Annotated in this window: 24 protein-coding genes; 13 read left to right on the top strand and 11 right to left on the bottom strand. The window is 55.3% G+C overall.

Translation table 11 applies throughout. The features are described 5' to 3' along the window. Positions 1-37 precede the first annotated feature (37 nt). Together EPD59_RS10180 and EPD59_RS10175 are read left to right on the top strand one after the other, a co-directional pair. Positions 38-946 (top strand): AEC family transporter, encoded by a 909-nt coding sequence (locus tag EPD59_RS10180; RefSeq protein WP_133272679.1) that lies wholly within the window; start codon positions 38-40, stop codon positions 944-946. A gap of 93 nt (positions 947-1,039) precedes the next feature. Beyond that, on the top strand, positions 1,040-2,341 hold the full coding sequence (locus EPD59_RS10175) for a cation:dicarboxylate symporter family transporter (protein WP_133272678.1): 1,302 nt from the start codon (positions 1,040-1,042) through the stop codon (positions 2,339-2,341). Between the two features lie 2 nt (positions 2,342-2,343). Here the strand turns inward: EPD59_RS10175 and EPD59_RS10170 are convergent, their stop codons facing one another. Further along, entirely contained in the window at positions 2,344-3,762 is a 1,419-nt protein-coding gene (locus tag EPD59_RS10170; protein ID WP_240731704.1) for a sugar transferase, read from the bottom strand. A 190-nt stretch (positions 3,763-3,952) separates the two neighbouring features. Between EPD59_RS10170 and EPD59_RS10165 the strand changes: the two genes are divergently transcribed. From EPD59_RS10165 to EPD59_RS10155, 3 genes are all read left to right on the top strand, one after another. Next, the gene (locus tag EPD59_RS10165; protein ID WP_133272677.1) at positions 3,953-4,609 is read left to right on the top strand and encodes a protein-L-isoaspartate(D-aspartate) O-methyltransferase; all 657 of its coding nucleotides are present in this window, start codon (positions 3,953-3,955) and stop codon (positions 4,607-4,609) included. Between the two features lie 526 nt (positions 4,610-5,135). Continuing rightward, the gene (locus tag EPD59_RS10160) at positions 5,136-5,654 is read left to right on the top strand and encodes an acyl-CoA thioesterase (protein WP_133272676.1); all 519 of its coding nucleotides are present in this window, start codon (positions 5,136-5,138) and stop codon (positions 5,652-5,654) included. Positions 5,655-5,761: 107 nt separating this feature from the next. Beyond that, entirely contained in the window at positions 5,762-6,544 is a 783-nt protein-coding gene (locus tag EPD59_RS10155) for a hypothetical protein (protein ID WP_133272675.1), read from the top strand. Positions 6,545-6,751: 207 nt separating this feature from the next. Here the strand turns inward: EPD59_RS10155 and EPD59_RS10150 are convergent, their stop codons facing one another. The 4 genes from EPD59_RS10150 to alaS all read right to left on the bottom strand — a co-directional run bounded on the left by EPD59_RS10150 (position 6,752) and on the right by alaS (position 13,142). After that, entirely contained in the window at positions 6,752-7,915 is a 1,164-nt protein-coding gene (locus EPD59_RS10150) for an AhpC/TSA family protein (protein WP_133272674.1), read from the bottom strand. A gap of 207 nt (positions 7,916-8,122) precedes the next feature. Further along, positions 8,123-9,586 carry an Asp-tRNA(Asn)/Glu-tRNA(Gln) amidotransferase subunit GatB gene (gatB, locus tag EPD59_RS10145; RefSeq protein ID WP_133272673.1) on the bottom strand — a complete coding sequence of 488 codons (1,464 nt, stop codon included), beginning with the start codon at positions 9,584-9,586 and terminating at the stop codon, positions 8,123-8,125. Between the two features lie 37 nt (positions 9,587-9,623). Next, positions 9,624-10,388 carry an energy transducer TonB gene (locus tag EPD59_RS10140; RefSeq protein WP_165963540.1) on the bottom strand — a complete coding sequence of 255 codons (765 nt, stop codon included), beginning with the start codon at positions 10,386-10,388 and terminating at the stop codon, positions 9,624-9,626. A 48-nt stretch (positions 10,389-10,436) separates the two neighbouring features. Then, positions 10,437-13,142 (bottom strand): alanine--tRNA ligase, encoded by a 2,706-nt coding sequence (gene alaS, locus EPD59_RS10135; RefSeq protein WP_133272671.1) that lies wholly within the window; start codon positions 13,140-13,142, stop codon positions 10,437-10,439. A 260-nt stretch (positions 13,143-13,402) separates the two neighbouring features. Between alaS and EPD59_RS10130 the strand changes: the two genes are divergently transcribed. The 4 genes from EPD59_RS10130 to EPD59_RS10115 all read left to right on the top strand — a co-directional run bounded on the left by EPD59_RS10130 (position 13,403) and on the right by EPD59_RS10115 (position 16,003). Next, on the top strand, positions 13,403-13,759 hold the full coding sequence (locus EPD59_RS10130; RefSeq protein ID WP_133272670.1) for a MerR family transcriptional regulator: 357 nt from the start codon (positions 13,403-13,405) through the stop codon (positions 13,757-13,759). Between the two features lie 224 nt (positions 13,760-13,983). Then, positions 13,984-15,105 carry a DNA-processing protein DprA gene (gene dprA, locus EPD59_RS10125; protein ID WP_133272669.1) on the top strand — a complete coding sequence of 374 codons (1,122 nt, stop codon included), beginning with the start codon at positions 13,984-13,986 and terminating at the stop codon, positions 15,103-15,105. A 62-nt stretch (positions 15,106-15,167) separates the two neighbouring features. Further along, positions 15,168-15,407 carry an aminotransferase class IV gene (locus tag EPD59_RS10120; protein ID WP_133272668.1) on the top strand — a complete coding sequence of 80 codons (240 nt, stop codon included), beginning with the start codon at positions 15,168-15,170 and terminating at the stop codon, positions 15,405-15,407. Between the two features lie 20 nt (positions 15,408-15,427). After that, positions 15,428-16,003 (top strand): aminotransferase class IV, encoded by a 576-nt coding sequence (locus EPD59_RS10115; RefSeq protein WP_240731737.1) that lies wholly within the window; start codon positions 15,428-15,430, stop codon positions 16,001-16,003. Here the strand turns inward: EPD59_RS10115 and EPD59_RS10110 are convergent. The 6 genes from EPD59_RS10110 to EPD59_RS10085 form a co-directional block, all read right to left on the bottom strand. Then, complete coding sequence (locus tag EPD59_RS10110; RefSeq protein WP_133272666.1) at positions 15,988-16,209, bottom strand: hypothetical protein; 222 nt, start codon at positions 16,207-16,209, stop codon at positions 15,988-15,990. The genes EPD59_RS10115 and EPD59_RS10110 overlap by 16 nt on opposite strands. Positions 16,210-16,368: 159 nt before the next feature. Continuing rightward, the gene (locus EPD59_RS10105; protein ID WP_133272665.1) at positions 16,369-16,761 is read right to left on the bottom strand and encodes an energy transducer TonB; all 393 of its coding nucleotides are present in this window, start codon (positions 16,759-16,761) and stop codon (positions 16,369-16,371) included. A 463-nt stretch (positions 16,762-17,224) separates the two neighbouring features. After that, complete coding sequence (locus tag EPD59_RS10100; protein WP_133272664.1) at positions 17,225-18,019, bottom strand: thymidylate synthase; 795 nt, start codon at positions 18,017-18,019, stop codon at positions 17,225-17,227. Between the two features lie 119 nt (positions 18,020-18,138). Beyond that, positions 18,139-18,630, bottom strand: a complete 492-nt coding sequence (locus EPD59_RS10095; RefSeq protein WP_133272663.1) for an SRPBCC family protein — start codon at positions 18,628-18,630, stop codon at positions 18,139-18,141. A 55-nt stretch (positions 18,631-18,685) separates the two neighbouring features. Continuing rightward, a complete protein-coding gene (locus tag EPD59_RS10090) occupies positions 18,686-18,982 on the bottom strand; it encodes a TIGR03643 family protein (RefSeq protein WP_133272662.1) in 297 nt (98 codons plus the stop codon). A gap of 96 nt (positions 18,983-19,078) precedes the next feature. Next, positions 19,079-19,297, bottom strand: a complete 219-nt coding sequence (locus tag EPD59_RS10085) for a hypothetical protein (RefSeq protein WP_133272661.1) — start codon at positions 19,295-19,297, stop codon at positions 19,079-19,081. Positions 19,298-19,450: 153 nt separating this feature from the next. Between EPD59_RS10085 and EPD59_RS10080 the strand changes: the two genes are divergently transcribed. The 4 genes from EPD59_RS10080 (at position 19,451) to EPD59_RS10065 (ending at position 23,418) form a co-directional block, all read left to right on the top strand. Further along, positions 19,451-21,751, top strand: coding sequence for an efflux RND transporter permease subunit (locus tag EPD59_RS10080; RefSeq protein WP_133272660.1), 2,301 nt, complete (start codon positions 19,451-19,453; stop codon positions 21,749-21,751). Between the two features lie 101 nt (positions 21,752-21,852). Then, a complete protein-coding gene (locus EPD59_RS10075; RefSeq protein WP_133272659.1) occupies positions 21,853-22,437 on the top strand; it encodes a hypothetical protein in 585 nt (194 codons plus the stop codon). Between the two features lie 25 nt (positions 22,438-22,462). Next, entirely contained in the window at positions 22,463-23,047 is a 585-nt protein-coding gene (locus EPD59_RS10070) for a hypothetical protein (protein WP_133272658.1), read from the top strand. Positions 23,048-23,067: 20 nt separating this feature from the next. Next, on the top strand, positions 23,068-23,418 hold the full coding sequence (locus EPD59_RS10065; protein ID WP_133272657.1) for an eL43 family ribosomal protein: 351 nt from the start codon (positions 23,068-23,070) through the stop codon (positions 23,416-23,418). The last annotated feature ends 14 nt before the right edge of the window (positions 23,419-23,432 follow it).

The following is a 23,432-nucleotide window of genomic DNA, read 5'->3' as shown; positions in this document are numbered from 1 at the left end:
CGTCATTGTTTAACGCTTCAACTCTCTTCTGTAAGTAATGACCAACCTAACCGTGCTGTTGCTGTGCTTGGGTGTGGGTGCGGCGTTGCGGCGGTGGAGCTTGGTGCCGTCTAATGCGCCTGCGGTGCTCAATCAGCTGCTGGTGATGGTGTTCATGCCGGCCCTTACCTTCCTGCATCTGGCCGTGGCCCGGCTCGATAGTCACTTTCTGCTGCCGGTGCTGGCGCCGTGGTTGATTTTTGGGGCGGCCGTTGTGTTTTTTGAATTGATGGGGCGGCGCATGCGGCTTTCGCGGGCAACCATTGGAGCGCTTATCCTGACGGGGGGCATTAGCAGTACTTCGTTTGTTGGCTTTCCGATTTTTGAGCTGCTATATGGGCGCGAAGGGCTGGAGCTGGGCATTATGATGAGTCAGGCCGGGTCCTTTCTGGTCGTGGTCACGCTGGGGGTGGCAGTCGCTTCCTGGTATGGGTCTGCCGAGCCGACGTGGGGATCAATGGTGCGCAATGTGCTGCGGTTTCCGCCGTTTCTGGCCTTCGTGCTGGCCATGATAGCCAACGCGGCTGACTATCAACACCCCGAGCTGGTGCGCGGGGTGCTAGAAAAAATTAGCGGACCCTTTCCGGTTATTGCGCTGCTTTCGGTGGGCTTGCAGATGAATTTGAGAGTGCCGCCGGCGCAGACCCGCCCCATAGTGTTGGGCCTGACGTACAAGCTGCTATTGGCCCCGCTGCTTATCTATAGCATTTACCAGGCAGCCGTCCAGCAACACGACCAGGTGGTGGATCTTTGCATATTAGGAGCGGCTATTGGCCCCATGAATACGGCGGCCGTGGTGGCGGAGCGCTACGGCCTCGACCCACCGCTGGCCGCCCAAATGGTGGGACTTGGGATTCCGCTTTCTTTGCCGTTGCTGGCATTGTTGGGGTGGTGGTTTACGCGGTAAAACAGACCGATTAGCTTGCCGAAAAGCCCCCCACAATCTGCGCAAAGCATTAATTTCCGCCTTCTGTACTTATTTCTATTACAGGTTGATTTCATGAAAAAAATCGTCACCAACCTCACCTTCTGGGTGCTGACCGCCATTATAGCTGGGGCATTGCTGGGGCACTTTGCGCCAGATACGGCCGTGAAGATGGATGTGCTGGGCAAGGCTTTTATCAACGTGGTGAAGCTCTTCATCAACCCCATCATTTTTCTCACTATCACCCTGGGCATCAGTAGCATGGGCGACTTGAAGAAGGTGGGACGAATTGGCGGCAAGGCGCTGATTTATTTTGAAGTAGTCACTACGCTGGCCCTCCTTATCGGGATCGGGGTGGCCTACGTTATTCAACCAGGCGCGGGCGTGGTGCCGCAAAGCGCCGATGGTTCCAGTATCAGTCAGTACACCCAGAAAGCCGGCGAATTCTCCTGGCTACAGTTTCTGGCCGACAACCTGACGCTGCAAGTGTTGCTCGTATCCATTGTGGGGGGCATTTTTCTGAGCCGCTACGCCAGACGCCAGCCCATCATCGACCGGCTTACCTGGGCCTCGCGCTACGTGTTTCTGGGACTGCACTGGGTGATGCGCTTTGCGCCCATCGGGGCATTTGGCGGCATGGCCTTCACCATCGGCAAGTACGGCGTCGAGACCCTAATTCCGCTGGGCAAACTCATGGTGACGGTTTACATCACGATGGCGCTGTTCGTCTTTTTGGTGCTGGGGGCCATTTTGCGCTACTGCCGCCTGAAGCTATTGTCGTTTCTAGGCTACATCAAAGAGGAACTGCTCATTGTGCTGGGCACTTCTTCCTCAGAGGCTGGCTTGCCGGGCTTGATGGAGAAACTGGAGCGCATGGGCTGCGCCAAGCCCGTGGTCGGACTTGTGGTGCCGGCGGGCTATTCCTTTAACCTCGATGGCACTACAATTTACCTGTCATTGGCCACCCTATTTCTGGCCCAGGTGTACAACGTAACCCTGACCGGGGGGCAAATTCTGACCGTAATCGGTATCCTGATGGTAACCAGCAAGGGCGCGGCTGGCGTGACGGGCTCAGGGTTTGTGGTGCTGGCTAGCACGCTTACGGCCATCAAAGTAATTCCAGTGGAGGGCCTAGCTTTGCTGCTGGGCGTCGACCGCTTTATGTCGGAGGCTCGTTCCATCACCAACTTCATCGGCAACGGAGTGGCCACCATTTTCCTGGCCCACAATGAAGGCGCCCTCGACCATGCACAGGCCGAGCGCATGCTGAGCGGCCACACTTCCGTATCGACTGTAGACGAGGCAATTGAGCAGTACAATCCTTCCCTGCCTAATTTGCCAGTAGAGCCAGCTGCGCCGCAGAAAAAGGTGCTGTAGCCTTACTTTCCGCGCCCTTCGATAATAATCTTAAGCGTGTAGAGGAGGACCCGAAAGTCCATGGCTAAGCTCATGTTCTCGATGTAGAGAATGTCGAATTTGAGCCGCTCGATCATCTGCGGAACGGTTTCGGCGTAGCCATACTTCACTTGCCCCAGCGACGTCAGGCCGGGACGCACGCGGTGCAGATGGCGGTAGTGGGGGGCAATTTTGGTGATTTGGTTGATAAAAAACTGCCGCTCGGGGCGGGGGCCCACAATGCTCATATCGCCCTTAATCACGTTCCAGAACTGGGGCAATTCGTCGAGGCGCACCTTGCGCATAAAACGCCCCCAAGGCGTAATGCGGGGGTCGCGGTCGGAGCTGAGGGCGGGGCCGCAGTCCTCCGCATTCATGTACATCGAGCGAAACTTATAGATCCGAAATGGCACTCCGTGGCGCCCGATGCGCTCCTGCGCGTAGAATATCGGCCCCGGCGAGGACATCTTGACCATGACGGCCGTGAAGGCATATACCGGCCAGCCCAGCAGCAGAAACGAGCCGGAGCCCACCACGTCAATCAGCCGCTTCAGAATCTTTTGCCACAGCGGCAGCAAGTCCTGCTTTATCTCAATGAGCGGCGTGCCAAACAGGTGGTTTACCTTCACCGAGCCCAGCAGCATCTGGTAGAGGTCGGGCAGCACACTTACGCGGGCCGTAGTACCTTCCAGCAGGGCTAGCAGTTCCTGAATGACGCGGTGCTCGCTGGGCTCAATGGCAATTACGACTTGCTCGATACCCAGCGTGCGGATGAGGGCCGGCAGGCGCTGGTAGTTGTCGTGCTGCGGCAGGGCTTCGGCCAGTGCTTCATCCACGGTGTCGCCCACGGGCGTAAACCCAACGAGTTTGAGCCCCAAGTGGCGGCTGGTGCGCGCCAACTCATGATACGTGTCGTGGGCCAGGGAATTGGAGCCAACAAGTAGGGTATTAAACGAAATTACGCCGCTTCGCACCAGCTTCTGTATGCTGCTCACGGCCCATGTACGCAGCACCGCCGTGATAAAGAAATGGAGCAGGAAGTAGGCCGAAATCGTTTTGTAATAGAGCTGGTAGCTGCTTACGCCTTCGTCATCAAGCAGAAAAGCGAAGAAAATTACAATTGCCCCAATAAACGATACCCGCGCCAGTCCAATAATTTCGGCCAGCCGGGATTTGCGAAAAATATCGCGGTATTCCCCAATCAGGGCGTACAGCACCAGCCAGAAAGACGCAATGACAACGGCCGAGCCCGTAAGCGAGAACATCACGCTTTCGGTGAAAACGTAGCCTTCATTGATTTCGCTGAGCAGGTACTTACGCAGCAGAAAAAAACATATCCATGCCAAAAGGGCCGCACCGAAGTCGGCGCCTATCAGCTTCAGCTTTTGGATGGTACGGATCAAGGGCGGACAAACAAGCCGGACCTTTCAGACCGGCAACAATAGGTGGTAGGGTGGCAATGACAACGAAAGCGTAATTTCGCCGTCAGAACTACGTTGGGGGGCAATTTTGCTTCCTTCCGGAGTAGTCAAAGGTAGAGCATTAAAGCGGAATTTTCCGGCCTCCTGCCCCTACCATCTCCGTATTCATCTCATGGACGCTAATAGCTACCGACACCGCGGCCTTCGCCGCGCCCTTGTGGAAGAGCTTCGCCGTAAGGGTATTCGCGACGAGCGGGTGCTCGCGGCCGTAGGCACGGTGCCGCGTCACCTTTTCTTCGCGCCCGCTTTTCAGGCCCACGCTTATCAGGACAAGGCCTTCCCGATTGGAGAAGGCCAAACCATCTCGCAGCCCTACACGGTTGCCTATCAAACCGAGCTGCTCCGCCTAACGCCCCACGACAAAGTGCTGGAAATTGGTACCGGCTCGGGGTATCAGTGCTGCGTGCTGCTCCAGCTCACGCCCCACGTCTACAGCATCGAGTATAACCCAGTGCTCTTTGAAGGCACCCGCAAGCGCCTCGCGGCTCTGCACCAGCACGCCCACCTGGTTTGCGGCGACGGTTCGCTGGGCTTACCCGAGCAGGCACCTTTCGACAAGATTCTGGTGACGGCCGGCTCGCCGAATATTCCGCGGCCCCTGCTGCGCCAGCTGCGCATCGGCGGCGCGCTGGTTATTCCGGTCGGCGATGCGCAGGTGCAGCGCATGATGCGCGTCGTGCGGGAGAGCGAAGACGAGTTTTCGCGGGAAATTTTTGAGGAATTTCGGTTTGTTCCGTTGCTGGGACGGGCTGGCTGGGGTACGCCCTGAGTGGTTCGGGCAACATCTCTCTAATTGGATTTCCCATAATGCCTACTCAGCGTATTGCTATTCCTCGCTTTACTATTATGGCCATTCTAATAAAACTTGTTTCAACCCTCAGTGACCGGGTTGCCATGCCGATTGTGGGAGTACTATGTTTGCTTATCGTACTTAGTGCGCCAGTTGATGCCTACCAATTCCTGGATGACCCTAGCGATTACATCCTAGTTCATCACTTAGATACCAGTCAACCCTATTGGCAATGGCAATATCTGAAGGCACCTTGTTTAATGTTTTTAGTAGGGTTACTAGGGCTGTGTCTCATTGTACTCTCATATAGGAGAAAGTCAAATAATATACTCCGCTTTAGCAGTCGTCTATTCGCAATACTTGTGCTGGGCTTTTGGATTATTGGTTTTTATCAATGGGCAGAGACGGGCTTCGATCATTAGTAGAACATTTCTACTTGGCTGAACTCAATATCTTCAGCTACCCTACCTTTGCTCGACTTTTATTGATTCCAACCTTCTACCCAATGCGCAAACAGAAGCCCGTCAAAGACTCGTTCGTGAACATGACCGAGTTGGTGCTGCCCAACGATACCAACACGCTCAACAACCTGATGGGCGGCCGCATGATGCACCTGATGGACATTGCCGCCGCTATTTCGGCCCAAAAACACTCCAACCGCATCGTCGTGACGGCCTCCGTCGATAATGTATCGTTCAGCGCCGGCATTCGCCTCGGCAACGTGGTGACCCTGCAGGCCCAGGTGACGCGCTCCTTTAGCTCGTCGATGGAAGTGCACATCGACGTGTGGGCTGAGGACATCCCAACGGGCACCAAAGTAAAGTCCAACGAAGCCTTCTTCACCTTCGTGGCCGTCGATCAGTCGGGCCGCCCGATTGATGTGCCGGAAGCCGTAGCCGAAACAGAAGAGGAAATTAAGCTGTACGACGGTGCTTTGCGGCGGCGGCAGCTACGCTTGGTACTCGGTGGGCGCATGAAGCCTGAGGAAGCCTCGGAGCTAAAAGCACTTTTCGATTTGGATTAAGGGCGACGGAAGCACGATTGCAAGTCCACGATCTACTGCTTAACTTTCTACTTCGCGGCTACGCTTAGCGGCTGCAAATCCATCACCCGTCTACTCACTTATACTTCATGCACGAGGCGTCGCTGGCTTTTTTTCAAAACTTCTACACCAATGTATCGCTGTACGTGGTACCGGAGGGAGTTGAAAATGCCCCCCCGTTGCCAGTAGCAGCAGCGCCCACCCCTACGGCTCCTGCTGGGGTAGTGGCTAACTCTGTTGTGGAGGTAGTCGCACCCGTTATGGTTCCCCAGCCGTCGGCGCCAATCGCAGTTCCGGTACCAACGGTTTCTGCCCCACCCGTGGGAGTAAAGCCGGTTGCACCCGCGAAGCTGCCTTCCTTAGCAGGACTTAATTTGCCCCCCACGCAGGCTGTTCCGCCACCGGTAAGCCCTGCCCCTGCTCCGCCTTCTCCCCCTATGTCAGACAGGCCGGAACGGACGGCCCCGCCCCTGACCGAAACCCCGTACTCCACGCTTGGCAGCAATGCGAAGGGCCTCGTTATTATCGTGCGCATGGACCCCGAGCGGTTCCGACGGCTGCCCAAAAACGTCTTCCTGAACAACCTGCTCAAGGCTATCCGCTTGATTGTGGAGGATGTAGTGCTCATCAATGTGGAGTCGCACTTGCCGGTAGCCCTGAGCACGTTGCGGCAAAAGCTGGCTGCCAAACAAATCATTGGCTTCGGCAAAAACCTGCTTGATGTAGCCGTGTACAAAACGCAGTTATATGAGCCAGTGCTTCTGGTCAACGATGTAGCCTACCTGCCGGCCGCTGAAATCGAGCTACTGGAGGAAGACAATAGTCGCAAAAAGCTGCTTTGGCAAGCCATGCAGCGCATGTTTTTGAGTTAAGTGAAAACACAGAACACGGTAGCATAAGTACAATAGAACGTCATGCAGAGGCGGAGCCGAAGCATCTCGCGTGCTGATGCTGGATTACTTACCTCACGACTGCTCCCGAGATACTTCGGCTCCGCCTCTGCATGCCCGTCTTTCCTGTCAAATAAAAAGCCCCCCAGTGAATGACTGGGGGCTTTTTATGCTCTTATGTTTAAACGCTTAATTCACTGCCAACACTGACTTCAGCTTTTCCTCCAACTCTTCACCACGCAGGTTTTTAGCGATGATGCGACCCTGTGGATCCAGCAGAATTGTCTGAGGAATGGACTTCACGCCATACGTTTGGCCGGCGGCACTCTCCCAGCCTTTCAGGTCCGAAACGTGGGTCCAAGTAAGACCATCTTTGGCAATGGCTTTCTCCCACTTGGTTTTATCCTGGTCGAAGGAAACGCCATAAATCTCGAAGCCTTTGCTCTTGTACTTATTGTACATACGCACCACATTCGGGTTTTCCTGACGGCAGGGGCCGCACCACGAAGCCCAGAAGTCGATGAGCACATACTTACCCCGGAGGCTGCTCAGCGCCACGGGCGCCCCGGCCGGCGAGGCCAGTTGAATCTCGGGAGCAACCACGCCCACTGCTGTGGGGCGCAGCACATCCAGCCGCGTCACCAGCGACTGGGTGTAGCGCGAGTCGGGCAAGGTTTTCTTGAACTGCGTGGCCATAGAATCAGCAAATGCAAACTGCTCATCCGGATTCAGGACGTTGCCCACCACGAAAGCCGACACGACCGAATTGGGATTCTGCCGCACAAGGCTCTTGATGCTGGCAATATTGCGGGACTGCACCGTTGTGAAACGCTCCCTGATGGCGCGCATGGTGTCCTCGCGGCCCACCTGCGCCGCCTGGTTGTAACGCTCGCCCAGGCCTTCCACTGTCTTTTTGGTTTTGTCCATCTCACGCATCAGGCGCTGCATCAGCTCCGAATCGGGTGAGCCCTTCACCGTGTAGCTGGTGCCGAGTTGGGTGGCATCGCCATTTAGCTGTATCTGGCTGCCACTGTTGAGCGCCAGCAGTACCTGGTTGGCATCGTCGGTTTTGAGCTGATATAAGCCAGCTTCCGGCACGTTACCTTTCAGGGTAAAACCACCTTTCTCGTCAACGGTGGCTGTATCGCGGGAAATAAATTGAGTTTCGCCCAGTTCAGCCAGATATACCTTCGTTCCGGCCGGAGCGTTGGTCAACTGGCCCGTAATCTGATAGCCTTCGCCGGTAGCAGCTGTATCAGCCGCATCCGACGTAGGAGCCGTAGCCCGGCTACAGGCATTAGCCATGCCTAGCACGGCGGCAAATAGCAGAATGCTCTTCATTTTCTTCATCATCTCGGTTGATATGCCAAGTCGGGGGCAGATAAGCGTTCAGTACTGACCCGATTTGGGGTCGCAAGTTGCCAATTATAGATTAAATCGGCAGCCATCGAGGGACTTTGTTACCTAAACCGCATTTGACGGCTCAGGTTCCACAACGTGCGTCGGTCAAAACTTATAACCCCGGCGGCGAGCGTAATAAAGCTTGCCGCCGGGGTTGAATCACGCGCTGGCGTCTAGCTTCTGACGCAGCAATTGATTAGCAGCTTTCGGGTCGGCTTTGCCGCCCGTCAGCTTCATCAGCTCGCCCATAAACATGCCGGTTAGGGCCTTTTTGCCGGCGCGGTACTCCGCCACTTTGCCGGGGTTCGCAGCTAATACCTGCTCCACCATCGCCAGCAAGCCCGCCTCGTCCGACTCTTGCAGCAAGTTCTGCTCCTGGGCGGCCTGGGGGGCATTTTTGCTAGGGTTTTCGAGCAAATACGGAAACAGCTGCTTGGAGGCGACCGAGTGACTGATCTTATTCTCGTCGATAAGCTGAATGATGTCGGCCAAATGCTGCGTAGTGAGCGGAAACTCAGCCATCGGCAGGGCGCGCTCATTCAGGTACGACTTCACCGGTCCCATCACCCAGTTGGCGGCGGCTTTGGCGTTGGTCGTTTGGCGAGTCAGCTCGTCGAAAAACAAGGCCACATCCTTCTGATCCGTCAATACTGAGGCGTCGTAGTCCGATAGGCCCAGTTCGCCGGTGAAGCGGGCGTAAAGCTGCTGGGGCAAGGCCGGCAATTCGGCCTGCACGCGGTGTAGCCAAGCATCATCGATAACCACGGGGGGCAAATCCGGCTCCGGGAAGTACCGGTAGTCGTTCATCGTCTCCTTGCTCCGCTGCCCGCTGGTAGTGCCTGAGGCCGCGTCGAAGCCGCGCGTTTCGCTGTCGATGGTTTCGCCGGCTTCCAGGATGGCAATCTGCCGTTCAATCTCGTGCTCAATGGCCCGCTGCACGTTGCGGAAGGAGTTCATGTTCTTCACCTCCACCTTGGTTCCGAACTTGTCGGCGCCTTTGAGCATGACCGAAATATTGGCGTCGCAACGCAGGGAGCCTTCCTCCATGTTGCCGTCGCACACGCCCAGATACACCACCAGCTTTTTGATTTCGGCCAGATAAGCGTAGGCTTCCTCCGCGTTGCGAATGTCCGGCTCCGACACAATCTCGATCAGCGGTACACCGGCGCGGTTCAGGTCTACCAGCGTTTCCACCTCGCCCGCCAAGTGCATGGATTTGCCCGCGTCTTCCTCCATATGAATGCGCGTCACGCCGATTTCCCGCGTCGTGCCGTCGCTCAACCGAATCGGAACGTGGCCCTGGGTGCAGATCGGGGTTTTGTCCTGGGTGATCTGGTAGCCCTTGGGAAGGTCGGGATAGAAGTAGTTTTTGCGCGCAAACAGGTTGTCGCGGGTAATGTGGCAGTTGGTAGCCAGGCCCATTTTCATGGCAAACTCCACAGCCGTATAGTTCACCTTTGGCAGCGTGCCGGGGTGGCCCAGGGTAATTACCGAGAGGTTATGATTGGGCAGGGCGCCGTACTCATTCTCATCTGATGAGTACATTTTGCTGTGCGTGAGCAGCTGCGCGTGCACTTCCAACCCGATGACAGGCTGGTATTTTGATTTTATTGCTTCGTCCATGAATCGCAGATTTAGGCTAGGGTCATAAGCGTAATGCTTATTTTTTAGACTTAAAGAGTTTTGTCTCGCCGATATTAAAGTTAATAGGCACTATAAAACTAACCTCAACGGGTCGCCCATCTTGTTGAGCTGGTGTCCAGCGTGCCGTATAATGCATCACTCGTAGAGCTTCTGCATCTACTAATGGATGTACACTTTTTACTATTCTTATATTCTGCATCTGTCCAGTAGAATCAACACTAAATCCGATCTGCACTTGACCTTTTATGGCCTGCCGCAAAGCCTTTGTTGGGTACTGTATATTCAAGGCAATAAATTGCCTCAAGGCTTCTGAACCTCCCGGATAAGTAGGCATAATTTCGTAATCGAAGAATGGAACAAGTTTACCTTGCGCATCGAAACATTCTCCACCGGCGCTTTTCCCATCAGAGAATTGCTCCCGTCGTTTTAGTATGCCATCCGCATAATAGGTGAGTAGTTCACCCTGCCTGTCACCGTGTAGCCAATGTTCACGCACTTGAAGCTGCCCGTTTTCATACCAAGTTTCACTAACGCCATTCATAATTCTACGCCGAGCATTTTCATACTCGACAAATGATTTAGGTTTCCCGCTAACGTAGAAAGTTCGAGCAGTAGCCTGAATACTATCTTGGTAAACGGTTTCTGTCCAATATGCAGCTTCAGCTATCGTGTCTACTTTTTTCCAGTTTTTAGTGAAGTATTCTACTTTTTTACTTGGAATTTGCTGTGCATGCAATGAACCGAAAGTCATTAGGGTAATAGCCAAAAGTATTGATTTCACTATGCTTTCAGTTAACATTATTTATAGGGGCTATAAGGATGTACTGCTCTAAAAAATCATATCTGGCATAATATCCTTGTTATTAGCAATAAGCTCCTCCGCCTTCCTAATAGCCGCACTTAGCCCAGCCGCATTTTTGCCCCCCGCCGTGGCAAAGAACGGCTGACCGCCGCCGCCGCCCTGAATTTCCTTGGCTAGCTCGCGCACCAGTGTGGAGGCGTTCAATTTGCCCCCCGCAACCAACTCATCGGCCAGCATCACGGCCAGTTGTGGCTTACCGTCGATTTCAGCACCGAGCACCAGCACAAGGTTGGGCACAGCTTGGCGTAGGTTGAACGCCAACGTCTTTAATCCGTCGGCCGAATTGACCTGCACTTGGGCAGCTAGGAAGTTTACGCCGTTCAACGGCTTTACTTGTGCGGCAAGCTGGTCCTTCTGCTGGTTGAGGCTTTGCTGCGCAAATTGCTCGATCTGCTTGCGCAGGCCGGCAATTTCTTCGGTTTGCTTCTCAATGCTAGTCAGCAGATGCTGGGGGTTGCCCAGCGCCTCGCGCACCTGCTGGAGCAAGTCGAATTGCTGGTTCACGTAAGCCTCGGCAGCCTCAGCCGTTACGGCTTCGATGCGGCGCACACCGGCCCCAACCGCCGATTCAGAGGTGATTTTGAAGAAGCCAATGTCGCCGGTGGTGCGCACGTGGGTGCCGCCGCAAAGCTCTACGGAGAAGTCTTTGTCGAAGGTGATAACCCGCACAAAGTCGCCGTACTTCTCCCCAAACAAAGCCGTAGCGCCCAGCTCTTTGGCTTCGGCAATCGGCACGTTGCGGCGCTCATCCAGCGGGATTTGCTGACGGATGCGCTCATTCACCAGCGTTTCTACCTGGCGCAGTTGGTCGTCGGTTACTTTGGTGAAGTGGCTGAAGTCGAAGCGCAGAAGCTTCTCGTTTACCAATGAGCCCTTCTGCGCAACGTGGCTGCCAACCACTTCGCGCAAAGCAGCTTGTAGCAAGTGCGTGGCCGTGTGGTTGCGCCGAATCTGGTCGCGGCGGGCGTGGTCGATGCGGCTGATGAAGCTGGCCTCCAGATCTTCGGGCAAATCCAGGACGGTATGCACGATGAGGTCATTCTCCTTTTTCGTGTCAATCACCCGCACCTTCGACAAATCCGACTCCAGGTAGCCCGTGTCGCCAATTTGCCCCCCAGACTCGGCGTAGAACGGCGTTTGGTCCAGCACCACCTGATACTCGGTTTTGCCCTTGCGGTCGGTGCGGCGGTAGCGCAGAATGCGGGCCGGCGCTTCCTGCAGGTCGTAGCCCACAAAGGCCGGCTGCTCCTCCGATTCGGTTACGATGGTCCAGTCGCTCTGCTCGGCCTCCTGTGCATTGCGCGAGCGGCTTTTCTGGGCTTCCAGTTCCTTCTTAAAGCCTTCCTCATCCACCGTCAGGCCCTTCTCGCGGGCAATAAGTGCGGTAAGGTCCAGCGGAAAACCGAACGTATCCGACAACTCAAACGCCGTAGCGCCATCAATGCGGTTGCCGTTGGCTTTGGCAGTTGCTTCCAAGGCATCCAGGCGGCGCAGGCCGTTTTCCAGCGTTTTCAGGAAGGCAATTTCTTCCTCCTCAATTACGCGCTGCACGAACTGCTGCTGCTGCTTTAGCTCGGGAAAAATACCGCGCATCTGGTCGGCCAGCACGGGCACCAGCTTATAGAGGAAAGGCTGCTTCTGATTCAGCGAGGAGAAAGCATAGCGCACGGCCCGACGCAGAATACGGCGAATCACGTAGCCAGCTTTCACGTTGCTCGGCAGCTGCCCATCAGCAATAGTGAAGCTGATGGTGCGGATGTGGTCGGCAATGACGCGGATGGCAATATCCGTTTTCTCGTTTTCGGTAGTGGGCTGGTCGTTGACGGTGGCCGGGGCCGTGCCGTGGTATTCCAAGCCCACTTCGGAGGCAATAAACTGAATCAGCGGCTGAAAAACGTCGGTGTCGTAGTTTGACTTTACGCCCGACACGGCCATCATCAGGCGCTCGAAGCCCATGCCCGTATCGACGTGTTGAGCCGGCAGCTTCACTAAACTCTTATCGGCCAGGCGCTGGAATTCCATGAACACATTGTTCCAGATTTCCACCACCTGCGGATGGTCATTGTTCACCAGCCCCCGACCCGATTTCTGGGCTACTTCGGCCTCGTCGCGTAAGTCAATGTGGATTTCGGTGCACGGACCACATGGGCCGGTGTCGCCCATTTCCCAAAAGTTGTCCTTCTTATTGCCGGGCATAATACGCTCCTCAGCTACGTACTGCCGCCACAGCTCCTGAGTCTCAGTATCGGCGCCGAGGCCGTCGCCCTGGTCACCTTCAAAGTAGGTGACGTAGAGGCGGTCTTTGGGCAGCTTATATACTTCCGTGAGCAGCTCCCAGGCCCAGGCAATGGCGTCTTTCTTGAAATAATCGCCAAACGACCAGTTGCCGAGCATCTCAAACATGGTGTGGTGATAGGTGTCGTAACCTACTTCCTCTAGGTCGTTGTGCTTGCCTGATACGCGCAGACACTTCTGCGTATCGGCGATGCGCTTGAAGGGGGCGGGCTTGTTGCCCAGGAAATAATCCTTGAACGGGGCCATGCCCGAGTTGATAAACAGCAGCGTCGGGTCGTCTTTTACCACAATAGGCGCTGAGGGCACGATGTGGTGACCTTTGGAAGCGAAAAAATCGAGGAATTGCTGGCGGACGTGGTGGGCCGAAGGAAGTGACATGGCAGGTAGCCCAAGCGGAAGCTCAGGGCATCGTTGAAATCGTGGAACGAAGCTGGCCGCGCCGCCGGAAAGTTGGCAGCGGCCAGGATTTTGGCTACTTTTCGCTTTTAAGACGAGATTAGCTTCCGACAAAGTTAGCCGACTTTGATAGTAGCACGAACTTTCCGTTCGCGTTTCGTCGCAGTCGTTGCAAAAAAGCCCCCGCAACTCATCGTTCAACGATACGCGAACCGAAAATTCGCGCTACATCGCGCCCCATTATGCCTTACAAAGAACGGGACATTGAAAAGCAGTACTTCACCATCGGCGAGGTAGCCGCGCAGTTCAACGTAGCGCCCTCGCTTATTCGCTTCTGGGAAACCGAATTTGAAGAATTGCGCCCCCGCAAAAGCAAAAAAGGCAACCGCCTCTACACGCCCCAGGACATAGATATCTTCCGCACCATCTATCACTTGGTGAAGGAACGCGGCTACACCATCCCCGGCGCACGGGATTTGATGAAGCAAAAAGGCCCCCAGCTCAAGGAGAAAATCGATGTGATTCAGAGCCTGGAAAAAGTGCGTAAATTCATGGTAACCATGAAGAAAGAGCTGGATGCTATCAGCAAGGCGCAGTAATGCTTTAATAACTATCCAACTAAAACGTCATGCAGAGCGGGAGCGAAGCATCTCGCGTGTTTAGTAAGAGTAGTAACTCAACCAAACACGCGAGATGCTTCGCTCCCGCTCTGCATGACCACCTTGTGGAATAAGGAAATGGTGAATCGGTTTTAGTCGTGGCGTACTATTTGACTGGCCGGAAAGCCTAGCTTTCTATCCCCTGTTACTCCGCTTTCTATTTCATGTCCGCCGACGATACGTTACTCTACGAAGTTGCGCTTACCCTTTTCCCTGGTATTGGCCCCCAGCTCACCCGCCAGCTGATGAGCTACGGCGGCTCGGCCAAAAACGTCCTGCATTTGCCCCCCGGCAAGCTCCGTAAGATTCCGGGCGTGGGTAACACGACGGTGGCTACCCTAACCGGCGGGGAGCGGGCCAAAGCCTTACAGCAAGCCGAAACGTCCCTGCGACGGGCCGAAAAAGATGGCGTGCAGTTGCTGTTTTATACTAGCAAACGCTACCCCACCCGCCTCAAGCAAATTCCGGACGCGCCGGCCCTGCTCTACTACCAAGGCACCGCCGACCTCAATCATCCCAAGACTGTGGCCTTAGTGGGCACCCGCAAAGCCACGGATTACGGCCGCGAGCAAACGGAGCGCATTGTGCAGGGTTTAGTAACGCACAACCCGCTCGTTGTAAGCGGCCTAGCGTATGGGATCGACATTACAGCTCATCGTGCCGCTTTGCAAGAAGGACTGGAAACCATTGGCGTAATGGCTACGGGCTTGGATATTATTTACCCCGCCGCGCACCGTAAAACGGCCGAGAAAATGCTTACCCAGGGCGGCCTACTCACTGAGTTTCCCTTCGGCACCCCACCCGACCGCTACAATTTCCCGGCCCGCAACCGCATCATTGCAGGTCTGTCTGATGGTACCGTAGTCGTGGAAGCGGCCCGCAAAGGTGGCGCCCTTATCACGGCCGAAATTGCGCTCAGCTATAATCGCGACGTGCTGGCCGTACCCGGTAACCTAGGCACCGATACTTCCGAAGGTTGCAATCATCTGATTAAAAGCAATAAAGCCGCGATGTACGCCGAGCCTCGCGATTTGGAGGAAGTGCTAAATTGGGATGCAGCCCTGCACCAAACCGGCAAAAAACGCCCCCTAGCGGCCTACGACTCGGATGATTTTTCCCCGGAAGAGTTTCAATTAATTCAGGTGTTGGCTTCGCAGGAAGAATTATTGGATAATTTAAGCTGGAAAGCACAGTTGCCCGTTAATCAGGCAGCCAGCTTATTGCTGGGGCTGGAGTTTCGGGGCGTGGTGAAGGCCCTGCCCGGCAAGCGCTTTTCGCTGGTATAATAACCGGAGCTTGGTGGTACCACCCGGCTCCTCGGCAACCACATTTTCGTTTATCGCTTACTGTGTCCTACCTCATCTACAACGGCCAGCTGCTTGAGGAAAGCACGTTCTCCTTTCCCTTGCCCAATCGGGGCTTATTTTACAACGACGGCTTTTTTGAAACGCTGATCTGGACCGATGGCGGTGTACGTCTCCTGCCCTTTCACATAGCCCGGATGCAGGCCGCAGCAGCGGCACTACACCTGACCTTACCGAATGAATTACGCACGCTGCAGGGCTTGGGGGCATTTTTAAGCAATTAACCGCTGCCCAAGGATTGACAGTGGCTCGCCTGCGTCTGCAGATGTGGCGGGCGGGCGCCGGCTTATACACACCGGCTACATCATCCGTCGACTACCTGCTTACCGCTACGGCCTATGAGCCGGCCCCGACTACCGGCGCCCGCGCCGATGTTAGCCAGCAGGTGCGCACCCATATCTCGCCGCTGAGCTTCTGCAAAGGCCCCCATACCCTTACTTACGTGTTGGCCGCCCGCGAACGAGCTGACCGTGGCCTCGACGAAATACTGCTACTAGATAATGCCGGCTACGTTGCCGAAGCCGGAGCAGCCGCTATCTTCTGGATTAAGAATGATTGCCTTTATACGCCGGCGCTACGCACTGGCTGCGTGGCCGGAGTGCGCCGGGCTCATCTTCTGCGCACCGCGCAGGCGCATGGGTTAGCCATTTCTGAAGGGCTATATTTACCCGAAGAGTTGCTGGATGCCACTTGTGTATTTACCGCCAACGTCGCGACAATACGCCCAATTACTCAAATAGGCGACACTACATTCTCCACCGAGCCGTCTGCGTTATACACCCAGCTTCAGCGTTGGGAAGCCGACTATTTATTCAGCTGAGCAGGATTGCGGCGGCGGAGCTTGCGCCAGCTGTCTTCAAATTCCAGCAAATCGGCCTCGGTTACCTCATTTGCGCGCAGTACGCTCGCGCGGGGACCTTGCCCGGCGTGCAGCGCATACAGTGCTACCCATGCACGGTGCTGGCGCGTGAGCACCGTTTGCTCGGATTCGGTAACGTAAATTGAAAAGTAGTCGCGAAGTATCACGCGGGCAGCTACGAAAAACGAAACGGTTCGGATTTACGCTTTAAACAATTTTGTCGTTATAAAAATAATTATATTGAATAATGCCTACCTAGTTTATTAAGCCTTATATTGCTGGTTTTAGCGTATTAAATGCAATAGAGTAAACTCACCATCTAACTCTTATTGAATAGAGAAGTTTGCGCTCAAATCCTCCTCAGAGGTTTGGGGACCGGGCTCAAAACGCAACATTCGAAACACGCGCTGCGCCTCTTCAGCTAGCGCTTGCAGAGCGGGCGCTGGCACTGGCCCGTCGCGGTACGGATTGGGTGCCGGCGTGAGGGTGACTACAGAAGTCCGGCTCACCCGCCCATTTGGCGCTACTTGCAGCCGGATAACTACCTTGGCTTCGGCCCGCGCCTGGACTGCGGCGGATGGGTAGCGGCTATTTTGGGAGAAGAACACCATCGAGATGCTGTCTTCGGGCAACGACTGCCCCTGGCGCATACGGCTGCCCAGGCCGCGTTTCAGCAGCTTAGATTGGGCCACCCGGGGCTGCTCCGTAGTATCTGGCACCACCGCGGGGGCTGCGGCTTGGGTGCTCTTTCCTTCTTTTGTATGCGCTCGATAGCAGCGGGAGGCTGGGCGTTCCAGCGGTTGTAGCTGCCCTGCGCACGGGCAGCGGGTGCCGCCATCAGGGCCAGCAGCAAGCACCCAATGAGCAGCAATAATCCTTGGTGCTTCAGGCTTGCGGGAGTTGCGGCGCTAGGCTTCATAGTACTACCTACTTGTGAGTTAACGGATGCCGGGGGGCAAATTTGTTTTGGCTTGCTATGCTACGTCGGCCCCGGCAAATAAATTCCCGTTGCTAAACGTCAGGTAATCTCCTGTTTGAGGCGAGTCGGCAAGTAAATGGTTGCAAAACACCCCATAAACTAGGCTACGCTTACAAACACAACATCTATCCGCGGGCTGCTTCGTGGCGTACTGCCCAAGTGACTTTTACAACCAGTAATCAGCCAAACGCCCGACCGCTCAACTATACGGCTACAGGCGCCTTGATGGCTGGGTGCGGCTCGTAATTTTCGAGGGTAAAATCCTCATACTGAAAGCCGAATATATCGGTCACCTCTGGGTTCAGCCGAAGCTGCGGCAGCGGGCGCGGAGCCCGCGTAAGTTGCAAATGCGCCTGCTCCAAGTGATTAGAGTACAGATGCGTGTCGCCGCCGGTCCAGATAAATTCACCGGGCTGCAGACCGGTTACCTGGGCCATCATCAGCGTGAGCATGGCGTAGGAAGCAATATTGAAGGGCACGCCCAGAAACACGTCGGCGGAGCGCTGGTAGAGCTGGCAGGAAAGCTTGCCATCGGCTACGTAAAACTGAAACAGCGCGTGGCAGGGCGTCAGGCGCATCAGCGGCAGGTCGGCCACGTTCCAGGCCGATACCACCATGCGGCGCGAGTCAGGCTGCGTGCGCAGCAGGCGCACCATTTCAGCTATCTGGTCGATGCTCTGGCCGTCGGGAGCGGTCCAGCTGCGCCATTGCTTGCCATAAATAGGCCCCAGGTTGCCGTCGGCATCGGCCCACTCCCGCCAGATGCTCACGCCTACTTCCTCCAGCGACTTATTGCTGGTATCGCCGCGCAGAAACCACAGCAGCTCGTGAATGATGCTCTTGAGGTGGACTTTTTTGGTGGTAACGAGCGGGAAGCCTTGGGCCAAATCGAACCGCATTTGATAGCCAAATACCGAGAGCGTGCCGGTGCCGGTGCGGTCGGTTTTGGTAGTGCCGTGGTCAAGGATATGACGAACGAGGTCGAGGTACTGCTGCATGCGAAGAATAGCGCCCGCCGAAGCTGGCTGGGAAAGTGGTGCGGATAGGTCGAGTTGTCAAAAATAGAAAAAGCCGCCCGGTTTGGGGCGGCTTTTTCTATTTTCTAAATTTCCTTGATTTAAAGTATGGAAGTCGGAATAGACAGAATATCTCGCCAAGCTCCGCTCTCGGCATAGTGCTTCACCACACTACATCGTTCTTGCAAAAACTTTTGCAAATATTGTCTCAGTACCAGCATATCAACCAATTTGCCTAGATAGCCTAAAGGTGACTCAAATGTGAAGACATCACGCATAATAGTTGAGTTACCCTTGGACTGGAAATAATGTTCATGACGCATTGATTTAAAGGCTCCTTTTTGCATGACGTCGCAAAAATAAAATGGAGCTTCAAATTCGGTGATTTTGCTACTCAATGTTTGCCAAATGCCGAAGTGGCGCGCTCGAAATGTAACAGTATCTTCAAGTTTCAGGATGCCTGTTTGTACTCCTGCAACAATTTCTTCCTTCGTTTGGCGAGTGGAAATAGTATGTAAATCAACGCTGAGTGCCAATTGAAAACAAACTTGTTGGGGAGCGTTGATTGGAGTAATAATCTCAATCTTAGGCATTACTGCGATTTATAGCATTTACGATACTAAATATGTAATAACGGCAGGCAGCCAACTACCGCTTACTAATCTTATTCATCGAGATAGCGCGTTGCTGGTTGCTCTTGAAGCCATCCATTCCATCGGCCCGAAGCGCCAGATGCTTAGTGCTGCGGCCCGCCATGCGCTTGCGCCACATTTTGAATGATGAGAGCTTCATCGTTTTGCGCATTAGGGCGATGACATCTTTCTCCGCTAAGCCAAACTGCGCTTCAATAGCTTCAAAAGGGGTGCGGTCTTCCCAACCCATTTCGATAATGCGGTCTACGTCGGCGGCGGTGAGGGCTGGGGGGGCTTTTTCTTCGTTTTTCATGTAGAATACTTCGCTCCTTTAGTTTCAGGTAGCTAAGCTCTCTAACAACAAAAAAGCCTCGCTTGTGGGCGAGGCTTTTTTGATTTAATCCACTTTCTATAGCGACTTCGTAACTGGCGCGGCGGCCGGAGCTGGGGCAGCTTTTACGGCAGCGGTTTTGGTGTTTTTCTTCATGCAGCAGGCGGCAGTGCCTTTCTCGGGCATGTTGCAGGTTTTGGCGGCGCTTTTCTTGGACTTCTTCTCATCCTTGCCCTCGTGGGCAGTGGCGGTTCCAACGAAAGCAAACAGGGCGAGGGCCAGCAGGGCGTTTTTCATAATTGGGGAAGAAGCAAAAGTGAGGAAACAAAACCTGGCGGGGCGTGGTTGGCTTGGCTACGCCTTCCACTTCATTGCTCGCCGCTCCGAATGTACGCACAGCGGCTGAAAGCGGCAAGCGAGTAGCTGAGCCGTTTAGACTATTCCTCTCGAATGCCCCTTCGCAAATTAAGTTACCTCACGCTGCTGGTGCTGGCCCTCCTATCGGCCCTGGGGGTGTATTACGTGGCTCAGCTGCGCTTCAATTACAATTTCAACGACTTCTACCCCGCCGGCGACCCCGACCTGGATTACTACGAGCAGTATTCCAAGCGCTTCGGCAACGACAACGACTACGTGCTTATCGGGCTGGAAGCACCGGCCAACGGGTCCGTGTTCAATGCGCCGTTCCTGGCCCGCGTCGATTCGTTTACGCGCTTTGCCCAGCGCCAGCGCTACGTGGAGCAGGTCACCTCTCCCACTACCCTTACCAATCCCGTGGTGGAAGGGTTGGGCGTGTTCAACATCCCGTATCTACACCTTGATGAGCCCGCGCGCCTGCCCGCCGACTCGGCCACTATTTATAAGACACCGGGCCTGGTAGGCAACCTGTTTGCTACCAATGGCAAGGCCGTCACGGTGATGCTCCATACCGCGCCCGACCTAAAAAAGCCCCCCGGTGACTCCCTGATGACCAGCCTGACGACAAGGCTTGCTCAACTGGGCTTTGCAGAAGCCGACTACCACCTAGCGGGCAAGCTGGTGGCGCAGTCGGTTTTTGTAGACCGGTTGCAGCGGGAAATGATTCTGTTTATGAGCCTGTCGGTGCTGCTGGTTACGGGGCTGCTGTGGTTTACGTTTCGGACGTGGTGGGGCGTGGTGCTGCCGCTGGTGGTGGTGCTGGGGGCCATTTTATGGGGATTAGGGCTGATGTCGGCCTGCGGGGTAAGCATCGATTTAATGACGGCGCTGCTGCCGGTTATCATGTTCACGGTGGGCATGTCCGATACTATTCACTTCATCACGCGCTACGTGACGGAGTTGGGTTACGGGGCCACCAAAAACAACGCCCTGCGCACCACCATCCGCGAGTCAGGCTTTGGCTCGGGCCTGTCGGCACTGACGACCAGCATCGGCTTTTTTACGCTGATGACCAGCTCCATTCGGCCCATTCACAACTTCGGGCTGTTCACGGGCATTTCAGTGTTGCTGGCTTTTGTATTGACGTTCACGCTGTTGCCGGCCCTACTGCTGCTCCTGCGCAAGCCGCAGCTGCGCGTACCTCGCGAGCACGGCCACGATTGGGATGGTGTGCTGGGCCGCCTGTTTCGGTGGGTGCTGGTGCGGCGGCGGCTGGTGTTGTCGCTTGGGGGGCTAATTATTGCCGGCTCCATCGCCTCAGCCATGCAGGTGCGCATCAATTCGGCATTGCTGGATGATTTGTCGGAAGGCGACCCTGTGCGTCAGGACTTTGGCTTCTTCGAGCAGAATTTTGCCGGCGTGCGACCTTTTGAGCTGGATTTGAAACCAGCAAATGGCGGCACTATTTACGATCTGGCCGTGCTGCGCCAGATTGAACGCGTCGAAACCTATCTACGCAAAGACTATGGCCTGAACTTCGTAGCCTCGCCAGTTACCATAATTAAATCGGTGCGCAAGGCGCTCAATGGCGGCGATGTAGCAGAGTACCGTTTGCCCGAATCAGAAGCGGAGCTGCGCCGCATTGTGGCTAAGGTGAAGCTATTTCGGAAGAAACCGGAGTTTCGTTCCCTGGTGCAACCCGATGCCAGCGAAGGCCGCCTCACGGGCCGCATGTCGGACATCGGCAGTATTCGCGCCGACGCCGCCAACGCCAAGCTGCGCACTTTTCTGGCCCAGAATATCGACGCCGGCATTCTCCAAACCCGCCTCACCGGCTCGGCCAACCTCATTGATAAAAACAACGAAAACCTCACCCGCGACATGATTGTGGGCATGAGCATCGATATCGTCATGGTCACGCTGATTGTGCTGGCGCTGTTTCGCAGCCTGCGCATGACGGCCGTGGTGCTGGTGCCCAATCTCGTGCCCATCATCGTAGTGGCCGGCGTAATGGGCCTAGCTGGGGTGAATATGAAGGTGAGTACCAGCATCATTTTCACCATCGCCTTCGGCATTGCCGTCGACGATACTATTCACTTTATCAGCAAGTTAAAGCTAACGTTACTGAAGGAGCCCAACTTATTTCGGGCCGTGCGCCGCACCTATCTGATGGCCGGTAAAGCAGTAATTGTTACATCTACCATCCTGGTGGGGGGCTTTTCTACCCTAATTTTCTCCTCCTTCGATGGCACGTTTTACGTGGGTCTGCTCATCGGCCTGACGCTGCTGTTCGGCGTAGTAGCCGAGCTGACGCTGCTGCCCCTGCTGATTCTGTATTTCTATAAGCATCGGCCCAAGGAGATCCGCCAGCCAGTGCCGGTGCTGGGGGGCTAATTTGAGCATTTTACCCGAAGCCCCGAGCCTTACAAACTACACAGCGCAATTCGCCGTTAAAGTGCCGTATGAGGTGTAAGAGGTATGTATTTTTATTAATCATGTTGCTGGTCGTCGGCGTCGAAGGCGTGCTGGCCCAGGCAGCAGCAAATGACCCGTTGCTGCGCGAGATTCGGGAGCGGGAGCAGTTGATGCGGGCTTACGAGCAAACCAGCGCCCAGCGCAACGGGCTATTTGGGAAAAAGGCTTCCAAAAAAGACCTCAACCAAGTGAATGCCGCCCTGCGGCGCATCATTCGTAAAGACACCGAAATTCTGCAGGCCGTGCGGCAGCGCACGCTGCCCAACTTAGCGCAGGTAGAAGCCGCCCGCGTGAAGGCAGAAACAAAAGCGGACGAGGCCACGAATGACAAATATGCAGCCCTGGAAAACCAGATTGAGGAAATGCAGATCAGGGAGATGGAGCGCGAAAAGCTGGAAGTAGAGCGCGAAACCCGCTTGCTGATAGCCCAGGCCGCGGCCGCCGAAGCCGAGCAGGTGCGCACCCGGCACGAAATGATAGCCATAGGCTTAGCGCTGCTGAGTGCCGGCCTACTTGGCTATATTCTGTGGCAACGGCGAAGCAAGAGCAAAGACTATCGCCGGCCCGTTCCTATGCAGCACCGCAGCCGACCGCTGGTTGAGTAACAAGAAGCTGTTGTTAATTTGCTGTATGAAACAACGCTTGCTTCCCGCACTTTTCCTGCTGACACCTTTCTTTGCCGCCGCTCAAACCCCTGAATCCGTTACGGTTGCGGAGCCCAGCCCCGTTACCCGCCTGATTCAGGAGCGGGAGCTGCTGGTGCGGCAATACGAAGAAGCCAATTCGCGCCGCAACAGTCTTTTCGGGAATCAGCCCTCTAAAAAAGACCTGCAAGAAGTAGTAGAGGCACTCAAAGGCATCATCCGCAAGGACACGGAAATTGTGCAGGCCGTGAAAAATGATGCCCTGCGCCGCACCGCCAATATCGTGGCCGAAAAACAGCAGGCTCAGCAGCAAATCACCGTTGCCAAGACCGATCAGTCGAGCACCCAGCAGCGCTTCTACGACCTGGAAAACCAGATCCAAAATCTGGAGATGCGCGACAAGCAGCGCGAGAAAAAGCTCCTTGATGCGCAAGCCGCCGCCAAAGAAGCCGAGCAGGACCGCACCAGTCGCGAGATGCTGGCCGTGGCGCTAGCGCTACTGAGTGCCGGCCTCCTCTTCTACATTTTTCGCCTGCGGCAACGCATTCCCGCCCGCCGCGCCCGCCGCTAGATTTGCCCCCAGAAGCCCATATGTTAGTTCTGGCCGCGCAATACCTGACGTACGCCGAAGCCGTGGACCTCTATAATCAGCTCCGGGAAGCTGAAATAGCGGCGCTCGTCAAAACCTGCGGGCCGCCTTCTTTGCCTTTTGGGGAAGGATTGTATTATCAACTTCTGATGGAGGAGGAGGATGCCCCCGACGCCCACCAGATTGTGGCTGCCTTCGAGTTGCGGCGCGCGGCACCGGCACTGCATCGGTGTTCGCGCTGCGGCTCCCTCCATACTACGCTGGTGCACCAACTGGCGTGGTGGAAACGGCTGTATTATGCGGGCACAACCCTCTACTCGTGCCAGCAGTGCGGAAAGGAGTTTGCGGGATAAGATAAATGCTGGAG

It is taken from the genome of Hymenobacter radiodurans (assembly GCF_004355185.1).
GTDB classification, from domain to species: Bacteria; Bacteroidota; Bacteroidia; order Cytophagales; family Hymenobacteraceae; genus Hymenobacter; species Hymenobacter radiodurans.
Note: the sequence above shows the minus strand (reverse complement) of the source record. Positions and strands in the feature narration are given on the sequence as shown.

Coding starts and splice junctions, on each gene's coding strand:
- EPD59_RS10180 (WP_133272679.1), top strand. CDS start 38: ATGACCAACCTAACCGTGCTGTTGCTGTGCTTGGGTGTGGGTGCGGCG.
- EPD59_RS10175 (WP_133272678.1), top strand. CDS start 1,040: ATGAAAAAAATCGTCACCAACCTCACCTTCTGGGTGCTGACCGCCATT.
- EPD59_RS10165 (WP_133272677.1), top strand. CDS start 3,953: ATGGACGCTAATAGCTACCGACACCGCGGCCTTCGCCGCGCCCTTGTG.
- EPD59_RS10160 (WP_133272676.1), top strand. CDS start 5,136: ATGCGCAAACAGAAGCCCGTCAAAGACTCGTTCGTGAACATGACCGAG.
- EPD59_RS10155 (WP_133272675.1), top strand. CDS start 5,762: ATGCACGAGGCGTCGCTGGCTTTTTTTCAAAACTTCTACACCAATGTA.
- EPD59_RS10150 (WP_133272674.1), bottom strand. CDS start 7,915: ATGATGAAGAAAATGAAGAGCATTCTGCTATTTGCCGCCGTGCTAGGC.
- gatB (WP_133272673.1), bottom strand. CDS start 9,586: ATGGACGAAGCAATAAAATCAAAATACCAGCCTGTCATCGGGTTGGAA.
- alaS (WP_133272671.1), bottom strand. CDS start 13,142: ATGTCACTTCCTTCGGCCCACCACGTCCGCCAGCAATTCCTCGATTTT.
- EPD59_RS10130 (WP_133272670.1), top strand. CDS start 13,403: ATGCCTTACAAAGAACGGGACATTGAAAAGCAGTACTTCACCATCGGC.
- dprA (WP_133272669.1), top strand. CDS start 13,984: ATGTCCGCCGACGATACGTTACTCTACGAAGTTGCGCTTACCCTTTTC.
- EPD59_RS10100 (WP_133272664.1), bottom strand. CDS start 18,019: ATGCAGCAGTACCTCGACCTCGTTCGTCATATCCTTGACCACGGCACT.
- EPD59_RS10095 (WP_133272663.1), bottom strand. CDS start 18,630: ATGCCTAAGATTGAGATTATTACTCCAATCAACGCTCCCCAACAAGTT.
- EPD59_RS10090 (WP_133272662.1), bottom strand. CDS start 18,982: ATGAAAAACGAAGAAAAAGCCCCCCCAGCCCTCACCGCCGCCGACGTA.
- EPD59_RS10085 (WP_133272661.1), bottom strand. CDS start 19,297: ATGAAAAACGCCCTGCTGGCCCTCGCCCTGTTTGCTTTCGTTGGAACC.
- EPD59_RS10080 (WP_133272660.1), top strand. CDS start 19,451: ATGCCCCTTCGCAAATTAAGTTACCTCACGCTGCTGGTGCTGGCCCTC.
- EPD59_RS10075 (WP_133272659.1), top strand. CDS start 21,853: ATGTTGCTGGTCGTCGGCGTCGAAGGCGTGCTGGCCCAGGCAGCAGCA.
- EPD59_RS10070 (WP_133272658.1), top strand. CDS start 22,463: ATGAAACAACGCTTGCTTCCCGCACTTTTCCTGCTGACACCTTTCTTT.
- EPD59_RS10065 (WP_133272657.1), top strand. CDS start 23,068: ATGTTAGTTCTGGCCGCGCAATACCTGACGTACGCCGAAGCCGTGGAC.